The sequence below is a fragment of the Methylobacterium sp. W2 genome, from assembly GCF_020662345.1.
Classification (GTDB): domain Bacteria; phylum Pseudomonadota; class Alphaproteobacteria; order Rhizobiales; family Beijerinckiaceae; genus Methylobacterium.
Genome location: NZ_VMOA01000038.1, coordinates 39,863 through 54,413, shown reverse-complemented (window position 1 = coordinate 54,413; position 14,551 = coordinate 39,863). Strand labels below are relative to the sequence as shown.

Genomic DNA, 14,551 nt, shown 5'->3' with positions numbered 1-14,551 from the left:
CGACCCCATATGGCTCTGGGCGGCTTGACGCCCCGAGCCTTCGCCAACCAAGCTGTCACTGCCCGAGAACTTGCATAGGCCGTGGACCACAAACGGGGTCAACTCCAGACCGACGATGCACTAACTTCGAACTTGGGCCACCGCATGGGGGCAGGCCAAAGGAAGCGTTTAGGCCCCACAAACGGACAGGGAAGCCCTACATCAATGGGAACGAGCCAAAGGGGTACATGCAACGTATAAAGCGATCCCGAACCCGACCCCTACGGTTCAGGCGTAGCGTTGTACGGGACTTGCGCAACCGGATCCGGTTCGCATTGGTGGGCCTGCTAATTTTGGTGGGTTTGCACGTCGTTTCGATGATGGTGTTTGAACACCTCAGCCTAGGAGAAGCAATCTGGCTGACCTTTACGACGATCACGACGACCGGCTACGGCGACTTCTCAGCAAAGACGGCAGCGGGTCGCGCCTCCACCATCGTGCTGATCTACCTAAGCGGCATCTTCCTGCTAACACAGGCGGCAAGCGCCTTCTTCGAGTTCAGGATCCTCCGGCGGGAGCGCAAGCGACGCGGTGAGTGGAGATGGGACATGCAAAACCACATCGTCTTCGTGAATGCTCCGGCCGACGAGCCTGGCGACTACCTGCGACGTCTTCTCGACCAACTTCACCGCTCGCATGCTCATTTCGCGACCGTGCCTGCATTAATCCTGACAGAGGCATTCCCGGATGGGCTTCCCCCCGACCTGGAGGATGACCCGCTTATCGTCCAACTGAAGGGGCGGTTCGATGATCCGGCTGCCCTGGAGGCAGCGGGCGTGGATCAGGCACAGGTCCTCGTCGTTCTAGCTGAGAACGAAGGCGACCGTCTCTCGGATAGCCGCACGTTCGACATCATCCACCGACTGCGTGAACGTGGCGTCACAGCCCGCATCATCGCCGAGTGCGTGGATGATGTGAACCGGGAGCGCCTTACGCGCGCCGGTGCTTCAGCCATCGTTAGGCCGCTGCGTGGCTATCCCGAGATGATCGTTCGTGCGATCGTTGCACCTGGGACGGAGTGGATCATCGAACGTCTGTTCTCTAGCGAGGGAGACGAGTGCCTTCGCTTCGACGTGGCGGTATACGGGCTCACTTGGTCCCAGGTGGTTGCCTCAGTGCTGGAGGCGAACTTCGGGACACCAGTCGGCTACGTAGATGCGGAGAGTCAGTTGCATAGCAACCCTCCCCCACAAACGCCGATCGTAGCAACGGCTCTGTTCATCCTCGTAGACGAAACGCAAAAGCCAACGAACAGCACCCTTCAAAGGCTGCTCCACTAAATTGGATGATCAATCTAGACCTACGAGTAGAAAAAACTATCTGAGGCAAAGTCCACAATATTGTGGCTCGGCTTCCGCCGGCAGTCTAAGACTTTAAAATCGGTAGGTTCCTACCTCTACCGGCTCGCCTCCTTCGCGATGCCGGCCAAACCCTGTTCGTAGACGCCCTCGATGTCGGCCTTCGCCTCCGCATCGGTCATCCCTGCTGCATCAAAAGTAGAGGTCCAGGTCACGATCGACCCACTGCCATTGGGATGCACGGCGATCGTCGCATTGTAGGCCTTCACGGGTAGCGGCCCTCTGACGTAGGCGTAGCTGTAGGTCATCGTCTTTTCGTTCCGGCTCGTCTCGACCTCGACAATGGTCCCCAGGTTGCCGGCTGCGACGAGACTCCGGGTTGCGACCGCCCTGACTTCGTCGCTGTCGTCGTTCGATAGGGTGCAGCTCTCGACCATCGAATGCCATTTCTCAATGGCGCAAAAGTCACCCACGAGCGCCCAGACAGCTGCAGACGAAGTTTGGATCTCAACGCTGCGGGAGACCTCCAACGCGAAGCCAGGACCAGTGTGTGCGGTCAGGGCCACCAGGAACCCGATCAGCCTGACAACTGCTCGCTTCATTTTGTGTCTACCCCCACGAAGCGACAAACCTCAGCCGTCCGGCGTGTAAGCTGCGGTGCCTAGTTCATGGAACGGTAGGGAGAAGCCAGCACGACCCGGATTTTACGGGCGGGAGTTGTCTCGGAGGTAGCCACCTGCTGCGACGACTGCGTGGCTGCAAGGGTTGAGGCGGGGATCGTGATGGAGCTGGTGCCCGAGTAAACCGTAACCTGTCGATCCTCGGCGGAAGCGGGGACGAGCGAAGCGAACACAGTGGCAACGGTGAGAGAGAGAACCAGGGAAATCTTCATGACGGTGGCCCGAGACGGAGCGAAATATTGCTTCCATAATGGTCAAGCTACGTCCCTGTTCCAAAAATAATGGCCTGCCTGTCAGCGGAACCTTCCTGAGGCCAGCTATGCGGCCTGAATTCAGCGGCGGTTAGCGAATGGGGACCTAGCGCGACCTCCTCCCAGCAGTTTTTGAAACTTCCCGGAAGCCTTCTCCGTAAGGAGCGGCATGTGCCCATTCTCAGGGTAAAGGCGCGACGGCATCGCCTCGACGCTCTCGTAGTTATGCGCGCTACGTTCACAAGCGGAATTATCTATTTATTTCAGGAACTTACGGAATGATTTTCTACTTTTATGAAGATCCCTAATACGGTTCTTCTAGGAGACGGAAAATGAGAAAGACCACCCTCGCGCTTGCCGCCATGACCATTCTTAGTGGGCTCGCGCTCGGTGCAGGCTCGGCATCAGCTGCTCCTCTGGCTGCCAACGGCCTTCAGTCTGAAACCGGCGTCACCCAGGTCCGCATGATGCGGAATGAGCGGATGATGATGAAGAAGCGCATGATGCGGAAGCAGATGATGAAGCGCCGTATGATGAAAAGCCGGATGATGAACCGCGGTATGTGATTCTAAGGGAAGCTCGGAATAGGGCTTCCCACCTTCGCCTACCAACGATGCGGGGTGGGAAGACTTCGTCTGCTCACCACCTCGCTTTTGATGAAACGGCCTACAGACCTTCGGCATGCAGCCCCCTTCACATCCAAGCCCTGGAGCTTTGTATGGTCCACGCTCGCGCTCTAAGCTTGATAGCCTGTCTAATGACTGTTGCTATCTCACCAGTGAATGCCGCTACGAAGAAGGTCCGGATCCCGAACCAGTACGACGGTTCATGGAGCATTGTGGCTTCGACAGCCGAAGGGCCATGCTCAGCGACCACGACCTATCGAGTTCGGATTATGAACAGCGATGCCTCGGTCCCAGGAGAGGATATCGACGTCGACGGCGGTGTATCGGCTGTCGGAGCTGTGCAGGCCACGATCACGCAGGGCTCGAATAGAGTGCCGATTTCGGGCAAGCTCACCCTTCGGGGCAACGGCAGCGGGACGTGGCGCACAAGCGGTGGCCTAATCGAATGCAGCGGTAGCTGGATGGCTAAGCGCACAGGGTAAGGTCGTTTCCTCTTCAACGGGATCCCGTTTCTTTCCAGGGCCATAGCGTGACGGGCGCCTCTGACGCGTCACGCTTAGACGTATCAAGCTCACTCCACCGGCACTCACGCATACGGCCCGCGGAACAGGTCTCCCATGGCCTTCCTGCGGAACAGGGTCCGCCAGCGCCTCCGCTGATGCTCTGGACGATCGTAAATCATGTGGCAGCGCTGGCAGAAGGCCGCGAGGTTCGAGCCGGCATTGTTCGCGGTGTCGTGGTCCCGGTGGGCGGTCGCCAGGACCACCCGCGTGGTGCGGACCGTCCCGAGCACGTCGTTGTCGCCTACGGCCAGGCAGACGATCCGCCCTGCTCCATTCCGCCAGGTTCCCGCGTCAGCGTCCCACCAACGCCCGTCGCCAAGGTGATAGACCGTCCGGCCGTGCGGACGCCGGCAGACCTCACAGCGCCCCCCTGCCCTACGGAAGCGGATCACCGCCGAGAGCTGAGGCCAGTCGATGGGGTAGAAGAAGCGATGCTCGCGCCGGATGGGCATGGCCGCAAAAGGCCATGGCTATAGAGGCGATTGCAAGCAGTTTGGGCCTGCTAGATGCTCGTTGCAGAACGGTCACACTGACGGATCCAGTGAGTTGGCCATCTTGTATACGAAGCCCCGGAGCGATAGCGGAGGAGCAAGAAAGCCAGCGAAAACAGTAGTTTAGCATTATTATAAACTACGGCTCACCGTGTCGGTGGCCTCTGTTGGCTTGCATATTCAAGGCACCGACATGCAGATCACTCACTCTAAGGATTCCCGGCGTTTGCGCAGTGCTGTCGCGAGGATTGCGCTGACAGGCGTGTCTCTCGCCACTCTCATCGTGAGCGCTGCGGCTCAGGAAGCGGCTACATCGCCTCGTGGTGCTGCAAGCTCCTCAGCCCAGGCGAGTGTTCAGCTTCAAGAGCTTAGCGTTGAGGGAACGGGGCGGCCTGGAGGCGTGGGTGTTGGGGGAGGTGCAGTTGCACGGGCTGTCGAGAGTCCGACAGGCCCGGTTCCTGGCTACGTAGCTACCCGTTCGGCGACCGCCACGAAAACCAACACTCCGCTGATCGAAACACCCCAATCGATCACAGTCGTTGGACGGGAGCAGATCGATGCGCAGAAGGCGCAGACCCTAACCCAGGCGACGCAGTACACTGCGGGCGTCTATTCCGGCACCTTCGGCGCAGATACCCGCGTCGACTACTTCTCCCTGCGCGGTTTTATCGCCAGTGATTACGGCATCTACCGCGATGGTCTCCAGGTGCTGAACTACGGCTTCGGCACCTTTAAGGTTGAAACCTTTGGCCTTGAACGGATCGAGGTACTGCGTGGGCCGGCAGCGGTGCTGTTCGGCGCCGGCAACCCCGGCGGCATCATCAACCAGATCACCAAGCGTCCGACTACACAGCCCTTCGGCTACGTCGAAGTTGGTGGCGGTTCGTTCGGGCAAGTCTATGGCGCCTTCGACATCGGAGGGCCGGCCGATGATTCCGGTCACTGGTTCTACCGTCTTACTGGCTTCGGTAAGCAGGGCGGCACCCAGGTGGACGGCGCCCCGGATGATCGCGTCTACATCGCGCCTGCTTTGACCTACCGGCCAAACGGCGGCACGTCACTCACGTTCCTGACGAGCTACCAGCGGGACTCGACTGCTGTTACAGCGAACTTTCTGCCCTACTACGGCACAGTACGGCCGAATGTGAATGGCCTCCGGATCCAGCGGTCGCTGAACGTTGGCGACCCTGCGATCAACACCTTCCAGCGCGAGCAAGTCTTCGCTGGTTACGAATTCGAGCACGCTATCGATCAGACTTGGACGATCCGGCAGAACCTCCGCTACTCGTTCAGCGACGCATTTCAAAATTCGTATCTTAATCAATTGGGCTATGCCGATCCCGCCACCCAGACAACACTCTCCCGCTACCAATTTTTGACTAGCTCTAAAGTCGGAATATTCCAGGTCGATAACCAAGCCGAAGCGCGGTTCTTCGATGGCTACTTCGCTCACGATTTGCTGCTTGGGGTGGACTACAAGCGTTATGATCTGCACGACAACCAGGGTACAAATTTCGCCGCTGGCTATGCGGTGCCTGGCCTGAGCTTCACCAATCCAATCTACGGCCAAGTCATTGGAAGGCCGTCACCTTACCTCGTCAACGCTGATACCTTCCAACAGATTGGTATCTATGCTCAGGACCAGATTAAGCTCACTGACCGGCTGACCCTGGTGCTCGGTGGCCGGCAGGATTTCGCCGAAAACGTGGTGCGCGATCGGCTCAACCCCGGCAACAGCAGCCAGCGCAGCGACGAGGCTTTCAGCGGCCGTGCCGCCGTGATCTATAACTTTATCGACGGGCTCGCACCATACGTCAGCTACTCGACCTCGTTCCAACCGCAGATCGGTTCAGATGCTAGCGGCCGCAGCTATGTTCCCGAGTACGGCGAACAGGTTGAGGTTGGCGTTAAGTTCGAGCCGATCGGCTACGGCTTCTTCTTGACCGCTGCGGCTTTCGACCTCGTACGCCAGAACGTGCTGCAACCAGTTCCAGGTACATTCTTCAGCGCTCCCCTCGGCGAAGTTCGCTCGCGCGGTGTTGAGGTTCAGGCTGTTGCCAACCTCGCAGAGGGATTAAACCTCGTTGGTGCCTTCACCGCTTACGACCTTCAGACCATCAAGGGCAACGCTGACCAAGTCGGCCTTACGCCGACCCGCATCCCTGAAGTTCTGGCCTCGGTGTTCGCCGACTACACGATACCGATCGGAGATTGGCGTGGCTTTGGTTTCGGCGGTGGTGTCCGTTATATTGGGCGCTCTTTCGCAGACGTTGCCAACACTTTGACGGTGCCGGAATATGTCCTGTTCGACGCACAGGTGCATTATTCGTGGGATAAATGGCGCGCCGCAGTCAACGTGACTAATATTGCAGACCGGCGTTATGTTAGTTCCTGTATCTCTGGAAATGAGTGCTTCTACGGTGATGCACGCCGCGTACTAGCAAGCCTTGCGTACAAGTGGTAATTAATTTTACGTAAATTAGAGAGGGCGGCCATTCGATTGGCGGCCCTTTTTATTTATCTAATATATACATTGTTCGATCGGATAGCTTTGTGCGATTTGTTCGGCGCCAGCGTTCGTCAATCTTTTTCCCGTGTCGAGCAGGTCGAGACAATGTCATTGCCAGTGGATCAAGGGCATGGGCCTCTTCAATCCATCCCTCTTCCGCTAGTGCTAAGAGCATCTCTGTCCAAAAAGGACGGTGCCGCCAGTTGCGGAATGCCTGGCTTATTGTTCCCGACCTACCATACCTTTTAGGGCAATCTTTCCACGCATAGTTGCTCAGTAACACATGCAATATGCCGGACATAACGCTTCGTACATCAGTGTTATTGAGCGATTTTTCTGGAAAATGCTTAGATACTATATGCCCTTGAGCATCACTTAGCCAAAAATCTTCGTAGGTCATCGATATCTGATCTAGTTTTGCAGCACGTAGGTTGGGCACCGAAATCAGACCCTATGTCTATGCGGTCTACATCTTATGATCATTGATACCTTACAACTCCTCGAGCGCTAGAGGAACCCGCTCCCCGAGTGATCCTTGAAGGCGTTCGCTCTGCGGATGTAGCCTAGCACCGTCCGTGGATCGCGGTGGCCCGACTGATCCATGATGCGAGCTAGATCCGCGCCCCGCTCGGCCGCCGTCGTGATGTAGCCAGCGCGGAGGCTATGCACCTCAAAAGTCGAGGCATCGAGCCCGGCCGCTTCGATGTAGCGTTTCAGGATGTCCGCAACGGCCTGCGTCGTCAGACGCGGAGCGATGGCGGATTTTTCGGTGCCGGGCACCTTTTGTTCTCCAGTGAGCGAAAATCGCTCACCCTGAGAAACATTCTAGTCCGGAATATTATGGGCAGCGCCCACATTTGGACCCCGCACCCTCCCCGACCGCGAGACCGGCCGGAACACCGGCCCTTCCGTGATCCCGGCCGAGTCCAGCCAATCCCGCACCAGGGCGACCGGCTTCACGAACCGCCCGAAAGGAATCGCCTTCTCGACGCCCTTGCCCTCTTGGTCCGTCTTCGAGCGCCGAACTAGCACCCGCAGGCCCTCGGCATCCTCGCGGAGATCCGCCACGTCGAGGGCGACCAGCTCGGAGCGACGGAACGCGCCAGCGAAGCCCAACGCCAGTAGCGCCTTGTCCCGCTTGCCTGCCAGTCCCGGCGGGACATTCATCAGCATGGCCGTGAGAATGTCGACGGTCGCCGCGGCCTTGGGCGTCACCGCCATGTCGCCCCGCCGCCGGATGCCCTTCATCACGGCGTGGACCGCCTCGTCCTCAGTCGGATCGTCCACACCCGCCAATTTGTGCGCATAACGGATCGCGGCGAGGCGCCGGCCAATCGTCGACGTGGCCCGGCCCGTTTCGGCCTCGTGGCTCAGGAACGCCGCCACCGCCTGCGCCGTGGCCGGCAGTGACCGGAACCCGTACCCAGCGCATCCACGACTGAAACACGCGCGCATCCGTGGTGTAGGCCCTCACCGTCGAGCTGGCCTTGCTCGCGCGCTGGTAGGTTTGGACGATAGACGCGAGTTCTGCCGGCAGAGTTTCCGCGCGGGGTGGCGAGTGGTGCTCCGACAGGATGTCTTCAGCGTCGGAAACGACCTTAACGCTGAATGCCGGGGATTCAGGCCTCATCATCACGCCCGAAGTTCTTGTCGTTGCGGGTCAGGCGACCAGCTCGCACGTCAATGACGGCATCCTCAATCCTGCGATACTCCGTGAGGAGCTGCTGGAGATCTCCCTTCGCGGGGACAGGCGCAGATAGCTCCCCCACAACCCCGTCCCATGCCTCGATCGCATCGTCGGTTTCACCATCAAGGCGGTCGCGGTCGACGTCAGACAGGTCTGCCGGTGCGCCCATTCCTAATGCCGTCGATATGTAGGCTGTGATCTCCTCACGCTTCTCGGCGAGAGCCTTCAATGCCTCTGCGTCCGTCATCCGCTTCACCTTCGTTTGATCCTATCGAACGCGCCGTACGTCATAGGCAACATCTAACTATGAAATTTTCGAGAATAACCTTTATCGAAAGTAATGCGCATTCACATCGCACACAACCATGAAACGCGTATTGCCTGCATCCCTGCATCCCTTATTTACGGTTCGGCGGGTTCGCGCTTTCCCGTTCGTCAGCGTTGCCTTAACCACGGCAGGCAGGATGCCGCCAAGCCTCGACACCGCGCGCCAGGGAACCCGGAATGCATGTGATCCTCGTGGCGACGCAGAAGGGCGGTTCGGGCAAGTCCACCCTCGCCGCTCACTTCGGCGCCCTCGCCCAGCTCGCCGGCCCCACGCTCCTCATCGACGCGGACCCGCAGGGCTCCTTGTCGTTCTGGTACAAGCGCCGCGAGGCCGAGACGCCCCTACTCGCGAAGGCAGACGGCAACACCATCGCCGCCACCCTGGACGCGGCCGAGGCGGACGGGATTGAATGGGCCGTGATCGACAGCCCGCCCCACAATGCCGCGCTCACCGCCTCGATGATGTCCCGCGCCACCGTGACCGTCGTCCCCGTCCGGCCCGGCCCGTTCGACCTCGATGCAGTCGCCGCTACGCTGGCAATGGCACGGAGCCTCAAAGCCCCCATCGCCTGCATCATCAACGCGGCTCCGCCGATTACCCGGGGAGAGACCGAGACCACGATCGTCGCCGAGGCCCGCGCCATCCTCGTCGGGATGGGCGCCCCGGTCCTGCCCGACCAAGTGTCTCAGCGCGCTAGCCTGTCTCACGCCCTCATCAGCGGCCAGTCCGTCAGCGAGTACGACCCCGACAGCCGGGCAGCCGCTGAGATCGGCGTCATGTGGTTGGCCGTGTCCTCCCTCGCCCGTGAGTTCCCGCGCCGGACGTAGAGTCAGCCGAGATTTCGGCATACCCGGCAACCCCGCATCCCTTCACACCGCTAACCCTGAAAGCCGCGATTTATGGCACCTCAGAAGCGCCCTGCCCTCTCATCCATGGTCGAGCAGAAGTCCCGACCGGCCGAGCCCCAGGCCGAGGCATTGGCTACCGCCCCGCGCGAGGTGGCTCCGGCACCCTCGACCCCTAGCGACCTCAAGACGATGCAGGTTCGCGTCAACCGCGCCGGCTGGCTGGAAATGACCCGCCTCGCCCAGGATCTCGACAAGCCCCTAGAGACGCTGATGGTCGAGGCGTTCAACGACATCCTCGTGAAGCACAGCAAGCCGCCTGTCGCCAAGCGTCGGCAGCCGATCAAGAAGTGAACCCACTGCAACGCGGAAGCCCGGCACTCCTGAGAGCAGGAGGACCGGGCTTGCGGATTGCAGCGTTGCAGGGTTTCAGCGGACGCGGTAAGGAGCCTTGCAGGAGAGGCGGGAAGCCTCAAGGTCGTCGCAGGCTTTGAGCCCCCGTGCGAGCCAGCGAGAGAACCCCGCCTCGTCGCCGCGAGCCTTGGCCCGCTCTAGCCCGGCCGAGATCCGGCGCAGGCGCCAGAGGTTCAGCCGGAGACGCAGGATTGCCGGGATTGAGGGCGCCGGTACGCGCGGGCGAATGGCGGGCGTCACCGGCAGGAAATCGAGATGCAGCGAGCGGGCGAGGTCGTTGGCACGAGCGAGGACCGCGGCGTCCGTGATGCCGTCGTGCTGGATGTGCCAGCGCAGATGCCGGAGGAGCGTAAGGGAGCCGAACCGGGTCGCGCAGGGCGTCACCAGCAGACGGTCGAGGGCGGCGATCATCTCGGCTAGGGCACCGGCCACGCGAGCCTCGGGAGCGGCCTGCCAGACGGACCAAGCCTCGTCGTGGGCGTCGATGGCAGCCAGCACCGGGTCGGCGTGGAAGGGGACGCGCTCGACAACGGTCGTCGGGACGAGGGAGACGGAGAAATCAGGGATCTGGGCATAGGACATCGTTCGAGCTCCAAAGGGCGCGTTGCAGGGTTTCAGGCTTGAAGGGGTGCCGGCTTACCCGCTGGAAGGGATGCAGGCTGCTAGGCGGTCGCTTGGGCCATGGCGACGCTGCGGAGGCGGGCCGCGTTGTGACGGGCGGCAACCTCGTCCGCGCGCTCGCTGTAGGAGGTGGGGAGACCGACGCGGACACGGGGCTCGATGGCGTCAGCGGCCTTCAGCGCCTCGACGCCGAGACCGGCAAGGCGAACCGTCTCGCGAGCCTCAGCCCATGCCCGCTTGAGAGCCCAGGTGAAGCAGTCGCGGCCGATCGAAAGGAAGGGCACCTGCGGATAGGCGTAGGAGGCGCGGAAGATGGCCCAGGCGCGGGCCAGGACACCGCGACGGAGGACGGCAGGCATCGGAGCCACGGGGGTGCCGGCCGGGACGACGAGGCGGCGAGCAGCGGCGGCGCAGCCCCAGGCCCAACGGAGAGCACGAGAGAGAGCGGCGCCCCAGGTCAGGGCCTGGTCGTTCTGGCGGTACTTACGAGCCTCGCCAATGGCGTAGGACATGATGGTCGGGACGTTGAAGGTGGAGCCGGTGACGAGACCACGATCCATGCCGACCTTGGCGCTGCCGGCTTCGCGCTTGGCGTCGTTCTCAGCCTGAATGGCAGCGATGAACTCAGCCTTGGTCGGGCCAGAGTTGCGGATGTCGCTGAGGACCATGGACCAGGAGATAGTGCGGTAGTGGAAGGGCATGGTTTAACCATTACCCTATGGTCTAGCGATAGGATAAGGGTTCAATGGGGGGCGTCAATAGACCTATGGGTGAGCCATTGAATTTAGTTCGAGGCTGGGCTATGTTCTGGCATGGAGAGATGCCGCCTCAATGCCTGACAAGCCAATCCGTCTGACGCCCCGCCTTTGCCGAGCGGGCCGCGCCATGCTGGGGTGGCGGCAAGCCGACCTCGCTGAAGCATCGACGATCCCCAACCCCAACATCGAAGCGTTCGAGGCCAAGCCCGAGACGGCGAAGATGATGGGCGCCAACATGAGGGCGCTGGTCGAGGCATTCGAGAAGGCCGGGCTGGAGTTCATTCCCGCGAACGGTGGCGGCGCTGGCATTCGGTTCAGGGACAACACGTCTGCCGACCCGGCGTTGGGCGCTCCTTAAAAGGGGCCGCATTTTTTAAGCGGAATGGGGGCGGCCGAAGGGAAACGCCCTCCGACTCGCGTGCCCTACAAGCCCCTTTTCTTGGACGCGAAGGCGGATCTAAGCCGCGGGCGGGGGCGCGTACCGACAACCGCCGACATCTGCAATGTCGCGCAGTCTTTGGGCTGTCGTCTTCCAGGATTTCTCGGGATTGCCGTTGTAATCAGCCAAGCTATGTGCCGGGTTGGCTGGAATATCTCCATCAGCATCGAGTGCGTCAGCTTCACATTCGATAGAGTGTGCAGCAAAATCCTCGACCTTGAGGCCATAAACGCAAGCGGATTTCTTCTTCATATGTTGCGTGTAATGATCGAATGCAGCCTGAGGGGACGTCAGACTAGCTCGATCGGTTGACATTTTACCCGCATCGCCCGAGTTGGGCTTAAAAGCCCGACTTCCGAGGATGCCGTTCTGATAGAACTCTGGGTGCACTTGGCGTAAAAGGAGTTCTTCCCCTGAAAGCTTATCACCCATCTTTCGAAAACCGCCCTATCCTGCCGTCCAACTGATCCCAGAAAGCTTGATCACTAATCTGGAAAAGCGTGGGTTCAATGGAGTCTGGCCCACCGCGCTCGGTAGCGAACCACTCAACGGCATTCGCCGGCATCATTTCGAGAGCGTGGTTCCACCCGTCTCTATGAAACTCGAAGGTCAATCCGCCCTCTTCGGTCGGGAAGATGCCAAGCCGCAGCTTCGCGATGTCGGGCCGCCTATGCAACACCGCGCGAGCGGTTTTAATTGCTCCTTGAGATATGGCTTCACCATCCCCGTCGAGCCACCCTTTTTCCAACTTTCTCAGTTCGGCAATGCGAGTCATTGCATCTCTAAACTCTTGGTCATCGCTCGCGTCAACAATTGTAACATCGAGGCATTCCTGTACAGCGCGAAACTTGTCGCTCACGTCGAGTACGATCATTAGATCGAACTGAACATCTGACCCCAAGTTCCCATCGTAATGTTCGAGGACGATTTCACTCGGAATCGTAAGAATTATTCTGCCGAGTTCATTTGTGTCAAGCGCAATAAAGCCATCCGACGAAGTGGTGACTAATGTTCCAGACCCAGCATATCTTTGTGTATAGGTCTCTCCAACCTTGGTAAGCAAGTTTTTCCGTCGATCAAAATCAACGTAGATTACCTCGCCCCGGTTGTCATTCTGACCCTTTAATTCGATTTTTTCGCCTGGGCGAAGCGCAGACCCGAACCGGTTGAGCGCATGGAGTTGATCTCGCGGCAGGACGTTTGGGAATCTACCCTGCGCAGCGCCGCTGAACAGGAGGGCCGTTTCCGCGTATGCCTGCTCCAGAAGTGTGCCTATCTCATTGGCTAACTCAGGCGAACCGCGGGCAGCAGCGTCACGGTCCCACTTGATTTGCGGCCCGGCACTTTCGTCGGTTATGCCGACGAGGTCGAAGAGAAGGCTGTGGTTGAAGCCTCGTGGAAGCCGCAGGCGACCGGGGTTTTCCCTTAGCCACTGCTCTTTAGCCCGCGCGATAATCAAGTCGCGAAACGCGAACAGGTCTGGGAGCACGTCGAGCGGAAGGTGCCCCCCGTCGAAGCGGGCTCCCACATATCTCAGTTCGAAGGTGTCACTCCCATCAGGCATAGGTTTTCCTTAGAACCCTCACGCTCTGGGCGCTAGGGCAAGGGGCGGTCGCGATTGTCGCCCGTAGCAATATGCTCAGCTTCCCTTTCAATCTCGTTGAAGCACTGGCTGAGACCCTCCACAGAGAGTGGCCGGCGCCCCAGTCCCAATGTGGGCCTTCGCATCTACATCCTGTTTGTCCGCCCGCTAACCGATGCGGACCATCCTCTCCGTCGAGCTAAGTTGCGTACCGGCTCAGCGTGAGATGGACGACCCGCCCCGCCGCCCCCGTGAACCGAGGATGAGCACGCCTTCTGGCGCGCAACTTAAAAGCCGATCAAACGAGACCTTGGGCTGCCTTGAGCGTTGCGTCTGCGCGGCGCATTGGGTGGGTCGCCCTTAGGAGTCCGAAATGGGCATTTTCCAAGATCTCGTCGAAAGCGTCACGGCCTATATGGGCGACAAGACGCTTATGCAGGCGGCCGTGTCGGCGGCCTCGAACGTGGTTGTGGCCGACAGCGAGGTGGATGAGGGGGAGGTCGAGGTCGCCCTCGCGGCCATGCGCGCCAATCCGATCATTGAAAAGGGCTACGACACGCTGATGCTGGAAGCAGAGCTGTTCGACGGGATCGCGAGGGCTCGGACCCGCGTCGGACGGGCGGACAACCTGAGCCGCGTGGCCGCCATCGCGGACCGATCCCTCGAACAGCGGAACGGGGTATTCCTCATCGCTGCCGATGCCGCAGACCATGAGGGAATCAGCGAAGTCGAGCATAAATCACTCGAAGAGATCGCCGCCGCATTGGTGGTCGACAAGGGATCACTGCTCCAGCAGACTCGCGTGAAGCCGTCCATCGCATCGTAACGAAGCCGGAAGATTTGGATCTAATGGATCTATTCAGCCAGAGAACCAATAGCGAACTTATAGGGAAACAGGTTTTCCGCGGAAACGCGACTGGGGCGAATATCGGAAATTATCTTACAAGCCGCTGAACCAAGCTGCTTTTCGGCGATTAAGCTCGTTCGCGGGTAGATGGGCTACTCGTCAGCGAACCGGCGCCGCAGCCGTCAGTTTTTTGTATGAACAAGTCGCTCCAGACACGGCATTTCCTTAGCGGAGCTGGGTGGCCGTCGCCCTTTATGGTCGGGGTAGATTGTGCGGTATCGGAGGCCTTTCCTCTGGTAGAGGGTGAGATCCCCGAACGTATTGCAATGGCTTTACAGGCCTTGGAAGCGGCTATGGGCGAAAGGCTTTCACCGCAGCGTGTGCCCAGCGGCACTGCCAGAAATGCAGCGCATTGGCATCTAAAGACACGATGGCTGCAATGACTAGCGAGGCGTTCCTGCCGCATAGTGTCCGCCATGGACTTCTGCATCCCATTGAGATCGGCATCCGACCATAGGCGATAAGTGGACGATCCTCCCCGCCGGCCTCGTGACCAGATCGGGGCGGCGGGAC

General features: G+C 60.0%; 17 protein-coding genes. 7 read left to right on the top strand and 10 right to left on the bottom strand.

Annotated features, from left to right (window positions below; genetic code table 11):
* Nucleotides 1–290: 290 nt before the first annotated feature.
* On the top strand, nt 291–1,319 hold the full coding sequence (locus tag FPV16_RS19260) for a potassium channel family protein (protein WP_227439988.1): 1,029 nt from the start codon (nt 291–293) through the stop codon (nt 1,317–1,319).
* A gap of 116 nt (nt 1,320–1,435) precedes the next feature.
* Here the strand turns inward: FPV16_RS19260 and FPV16_RS19255 are convergent, their stop codons facing one another.
* Nucleotides 1,436–1,939, bottom strand: coding sequence for an SRPBCC family protein (locus FPV16_RS19255; protein WP_227439987.1), 504 nt, complete (start codon nt 1,937–1,939; stop codon nt 1,436–1,438).
* Between the two features lie 661 nt (nt 1,940–2,600).
* Between FPV16_RS19255 and FPV16_RS19250 the strand changes: the two genes are divergently transcribed.
* Complete coding sequence (locus tag FPV16_RS19250) at nt 2,601–2,834, top strand: hypothetical protein (RefSeq protein ID WP_227439986.1); 234 nt, start codon at nt 2,601–2,603, stop codon at nt 2,832–2,834.
* A 646-nt stretch (nt 2,835–3,480) separates the two neighbouring features.
* Here FPV16_RS19250 and FPV16_RS19245 read toward each other — a convergent pair.
* Nucleotides 3,481–3,909 (bottom strand): hypothetical protein, encoded by a 429-nt coding sequence (locus FPV16_RS19245; RefSeq protein WP_227439985.1) that lies wholly within the window; start codon nt 3,907–3,909, stop codon nt 3,481–3,483.
* Between the two features lie 232 nt (nt 3,910–4,141).
* Here FPV16_RS19245 and FPV16_RS19240 point away from each other — a divergent pair, with 232 nt between their 5' ends.
* On the top strand, nt 4,142–6,412 hold the full coding sequence (locus tag FPV16_RS19240; RefSeq protein WP_227439984.1) for a TonB-dependent siderophore receptor: 2,271 nt from the start codon (nt 4,142–4,144) through the stop codon (nt 6,410–6,412).
* 49 nt (nt 6,413–6,461) lie between these two features.
* Here FPV16_RS19240 and FPV16_RS26450 read toward each other — a convergent pair whose 3' ends face one another.
* From FPV16_RS26450 to FPV16_RS19220, 4 genes are all read right to left on the bottom strand, one after another.
* Entirely contained in the window at nt 6,462–6,857 is a 396-nt protein-coding gene (locus tag FPV16_RS26450) for a transposase (protein WP_227439983.1), read from the bottom strand.
* A 107-nt stretch (nt 6,858–6,964) separates the two neighbouring features.
* Entirely contained in the window at nt 6,965–7,237 is a 273-nt protein-coding gene (locus tag FPV16_RS19230; protein WP_227439982.1) for a tyrosine-type recombinase/integrase, read from the bottom strand.
* A gap of 45 nt (nt 7,238–7,282) precedes the next feature.
* Entirely contained in the window at nt 7,283–7,843 is a 561-nt protein-coding gene (locus FPV16_RS19225; RefSeq protein WP_227439981.1) for a hypothetical protein, read from the bottom strand.
* A gap of 233 nt (nt 7,844–8,076) precedes the next feature.
* The gene (locus FPV16_RS19220; RefSeq protein WP_227439980.1) at nt 8,077–8,391 is read right to left on the bottom strand and encodes a hypothetical protein; all 315 of its coding nucleotides are present in this window, start codon (nt 8,389–8,391) and stop codon (nt 8,077–8,079) included.
* A 257-nt stretch (nt 8,392–8,648) separates the two neighbouring features.
* Between FPV16_RS19220 and FPV16_RS19215 the strand changes: the two genes are divergently transcribed.
* Complete coding sequence (locus FPV16_RS19215) at nt 8,649–9,299, top strand: ParA family protein (protein WP_227439979.1); 651 nt, start codon at nt 8,649–8,651, stop codon at nt 9,297–9,299.
* A gap of 72 nt (nt 9,300–9,371) precedes the next feature.
* Entirely contained in the window at nt 9,372–9,671 is a 300-nt protein-coding gene (locus FPV16_RS19210) for a hypothetical protein (protein WP_227439978.1), read from the top strand.
* Nucleotides 9,672–9,746: 75 nt separating this feature from the next.
* Here the strand turns inward: FPV16_RS19210 and FPV16_RS19205 are convergent, their stop codons facing one another.
* Nucleotides 9,747–10,313 carry a hypothetical protein gene (locus FPV16_RS19205; protein ID WP_227439977.1) on the bottom strand — a complete coding sequence of 189 codons (567 nt, stop codon included), beginning with the start codon at nt 10,311–10,313 and terminating at the stop codon, nt 9,747–9,749.
* A gap of 80 nt (nt 10,314–10,393) precedes the next feature.
* On the bottom strand, nt 10,394–11,053 hold the full coding sequence (locus FPV16_RS19200; RefSeq protein ID WP_227439976.1) for a hypothetical protein: 660 nt from the start codon (nt 11,051–11,053) through the stop codon (nt 10,394–10,396).
* Between the two features lie 130 nt (nt 11,054–11,183).
* Here FPV16_RS19200 and FPV16_RS19195 point away from each other — a divergent pair, with 130 nt between their 5' ends.
* Entirely contained in the window at nt 11,184–11,468 is a 285-nt protein-coding gene (locus tag FPV16_RS19195; RefSeq protein ID WP_227439975.1) for an XRE family transcriptional regulator, read from the top strand.
* A gap of 99 nt (nt 11,469–11,567) precedes the next feature.
* Here FPV16_RS19195 and FPV16_RS19190 read toward each other — a convergent pair whose 3' ends face one another.
* On the bottom strand, nt 11,568–11,981 hold the full coding sequence (locus tag FPV16_RS19190; RefSeq protein WP_227439974.1) for a hypothetical protein: 414 nt from the start codon (nt 11,979–11,981) through the stop codon (nt 11,568–11,570).
* On the bottom strand, nt 11,974–13,113 hold the full coding sequence (locus FPV16_RS19185; protein WP_227439973.1) for a hypothetical protein: 1,140 nt from the start codon (nt 13,111–13,113) through the stop codon (nt 11,974–11,976). The genes FPV16_RS19190 and FPV16_RS19185 overlap by 8 nt, the downstream gene beginning before the upstream one ends.
* 391 nt (nt 13,114–13,504) lie before the next feature.
* On the opposite strand from FPV16_RS19185, the gene FPV16_RS19180 reads away from it, so the two are divergent.
* A complete protein-coding gene (locus FPV16_RS19180) occupies nt 13,505–13,957 on the top strand; it encodes a tellurite resistance TerB family protein (RefSeq protein ID WP_227439972.1) in 453 nt (150 codons plus the stop codon).
* Nucleotides 13,958–14,551: the final 594 nt, after the last annotated feature.

Bases quoted from the DNA above. Each gene is read 5' to 3' on its own strand.
- FPV16_RS19200 (WP_227439976.1), bottom strand. From the start codon at position 11,053: ATGCCCTTCCACTACCGCACTATCTCCTGGTCCATGGTCCTCAGCGAC.
- FPV16_RS19210 (WP_227439978.1), top strand. From the start codon at position 9,372: ATGGCACCTCAGAAGCGCCCTGCCCTCTCATCCATGGTCGAGCAGAAG.
- FPV16_RS19245 (WP_227439985.1), bottom strand. From the start codon at position 3,909: ATGCCCATCCGGCGCGAGCATCGCTTCTTCTACCCCATCGACTGGCCT.
- FPV16_RS19180 (WP_227439972.1), top strand. From the start codon at position 13,505: ATGGGCATTTTCCAAGATCTCGTCGAAAGCGTCACGGCCTATATGGGC.
- FPV16_RS19255 (WP_227439987.1), bottom strand. From the start codon at position 1,939: ATGAAGCGAGCAGTTGTCAGGCTGATCGGGTTCCTGGTGGCCCTGACC.
- FPV16_RS19240 (WP_227439984.1), top strand. From the start codon at position 4,142: ATGCAGATCACTCACTCTAAGGATTCCCGGCGTTTGCGCAGTGCTGTC.
- FPV16_RS19195 (WP_227439975.1), top strand. From the start codon at position 11,184: ATGCCTGACAAGCCAATCCGTCTGACGCCCCGCCTTTGCCGAGCGGGC.
- FPV16_RS19190 (WP_227439974.1), bottom strand. From the start codon at position 11,981: ATGGGTGATAAGCTTTCAGGGGAAGAACTCCTTTTACGCCAAGTGCAC.
- FPV16_RS19215 (WP_227439979.1), top strand. From the start codon at position 8,649: ATGCATGTGATCCTCGTGGCGACGCAGAAGGGCGGTTCGGGCAAGTCC.
- FPV16_RS19185 (WP_227439973.1), bottom strand. From the start codon at position 13,113: ATGCCTGATGGGAGTGACACCTTCGAACTGAGATATGTGGGAGCCCGC.
- FPV16_RS19205 (WP_227439977.1), bottom strand. From the start codon at position 10,313: ATGTCCTATGCCCAGATCCCTGATTTCTCCGTCTCCCTCGTCCCGACG.
- FPV16_RS19220 (WP_227439980.1), bottom strand. From the start codon at position 8,391: ATGACGGACGCAGAGGCATTGAAGGCTCTCGCCGAGAAGCGTGAGGAG.
- FPV16_RS26450 (WP_227439983.1), bottom strand. From the start codon at position 6,857: ATGACCTACGAAGATTTTTGGCTAAGTGATGCTCAAGGGCATATAGTA.
- FPV16_RS19250 (WP_227439986.1), top strand. From the start codon at position 2,601: ATGAGAAAGACCACCCTCGCGCTTGCCGCCATGACCATTCTTAGTGGG.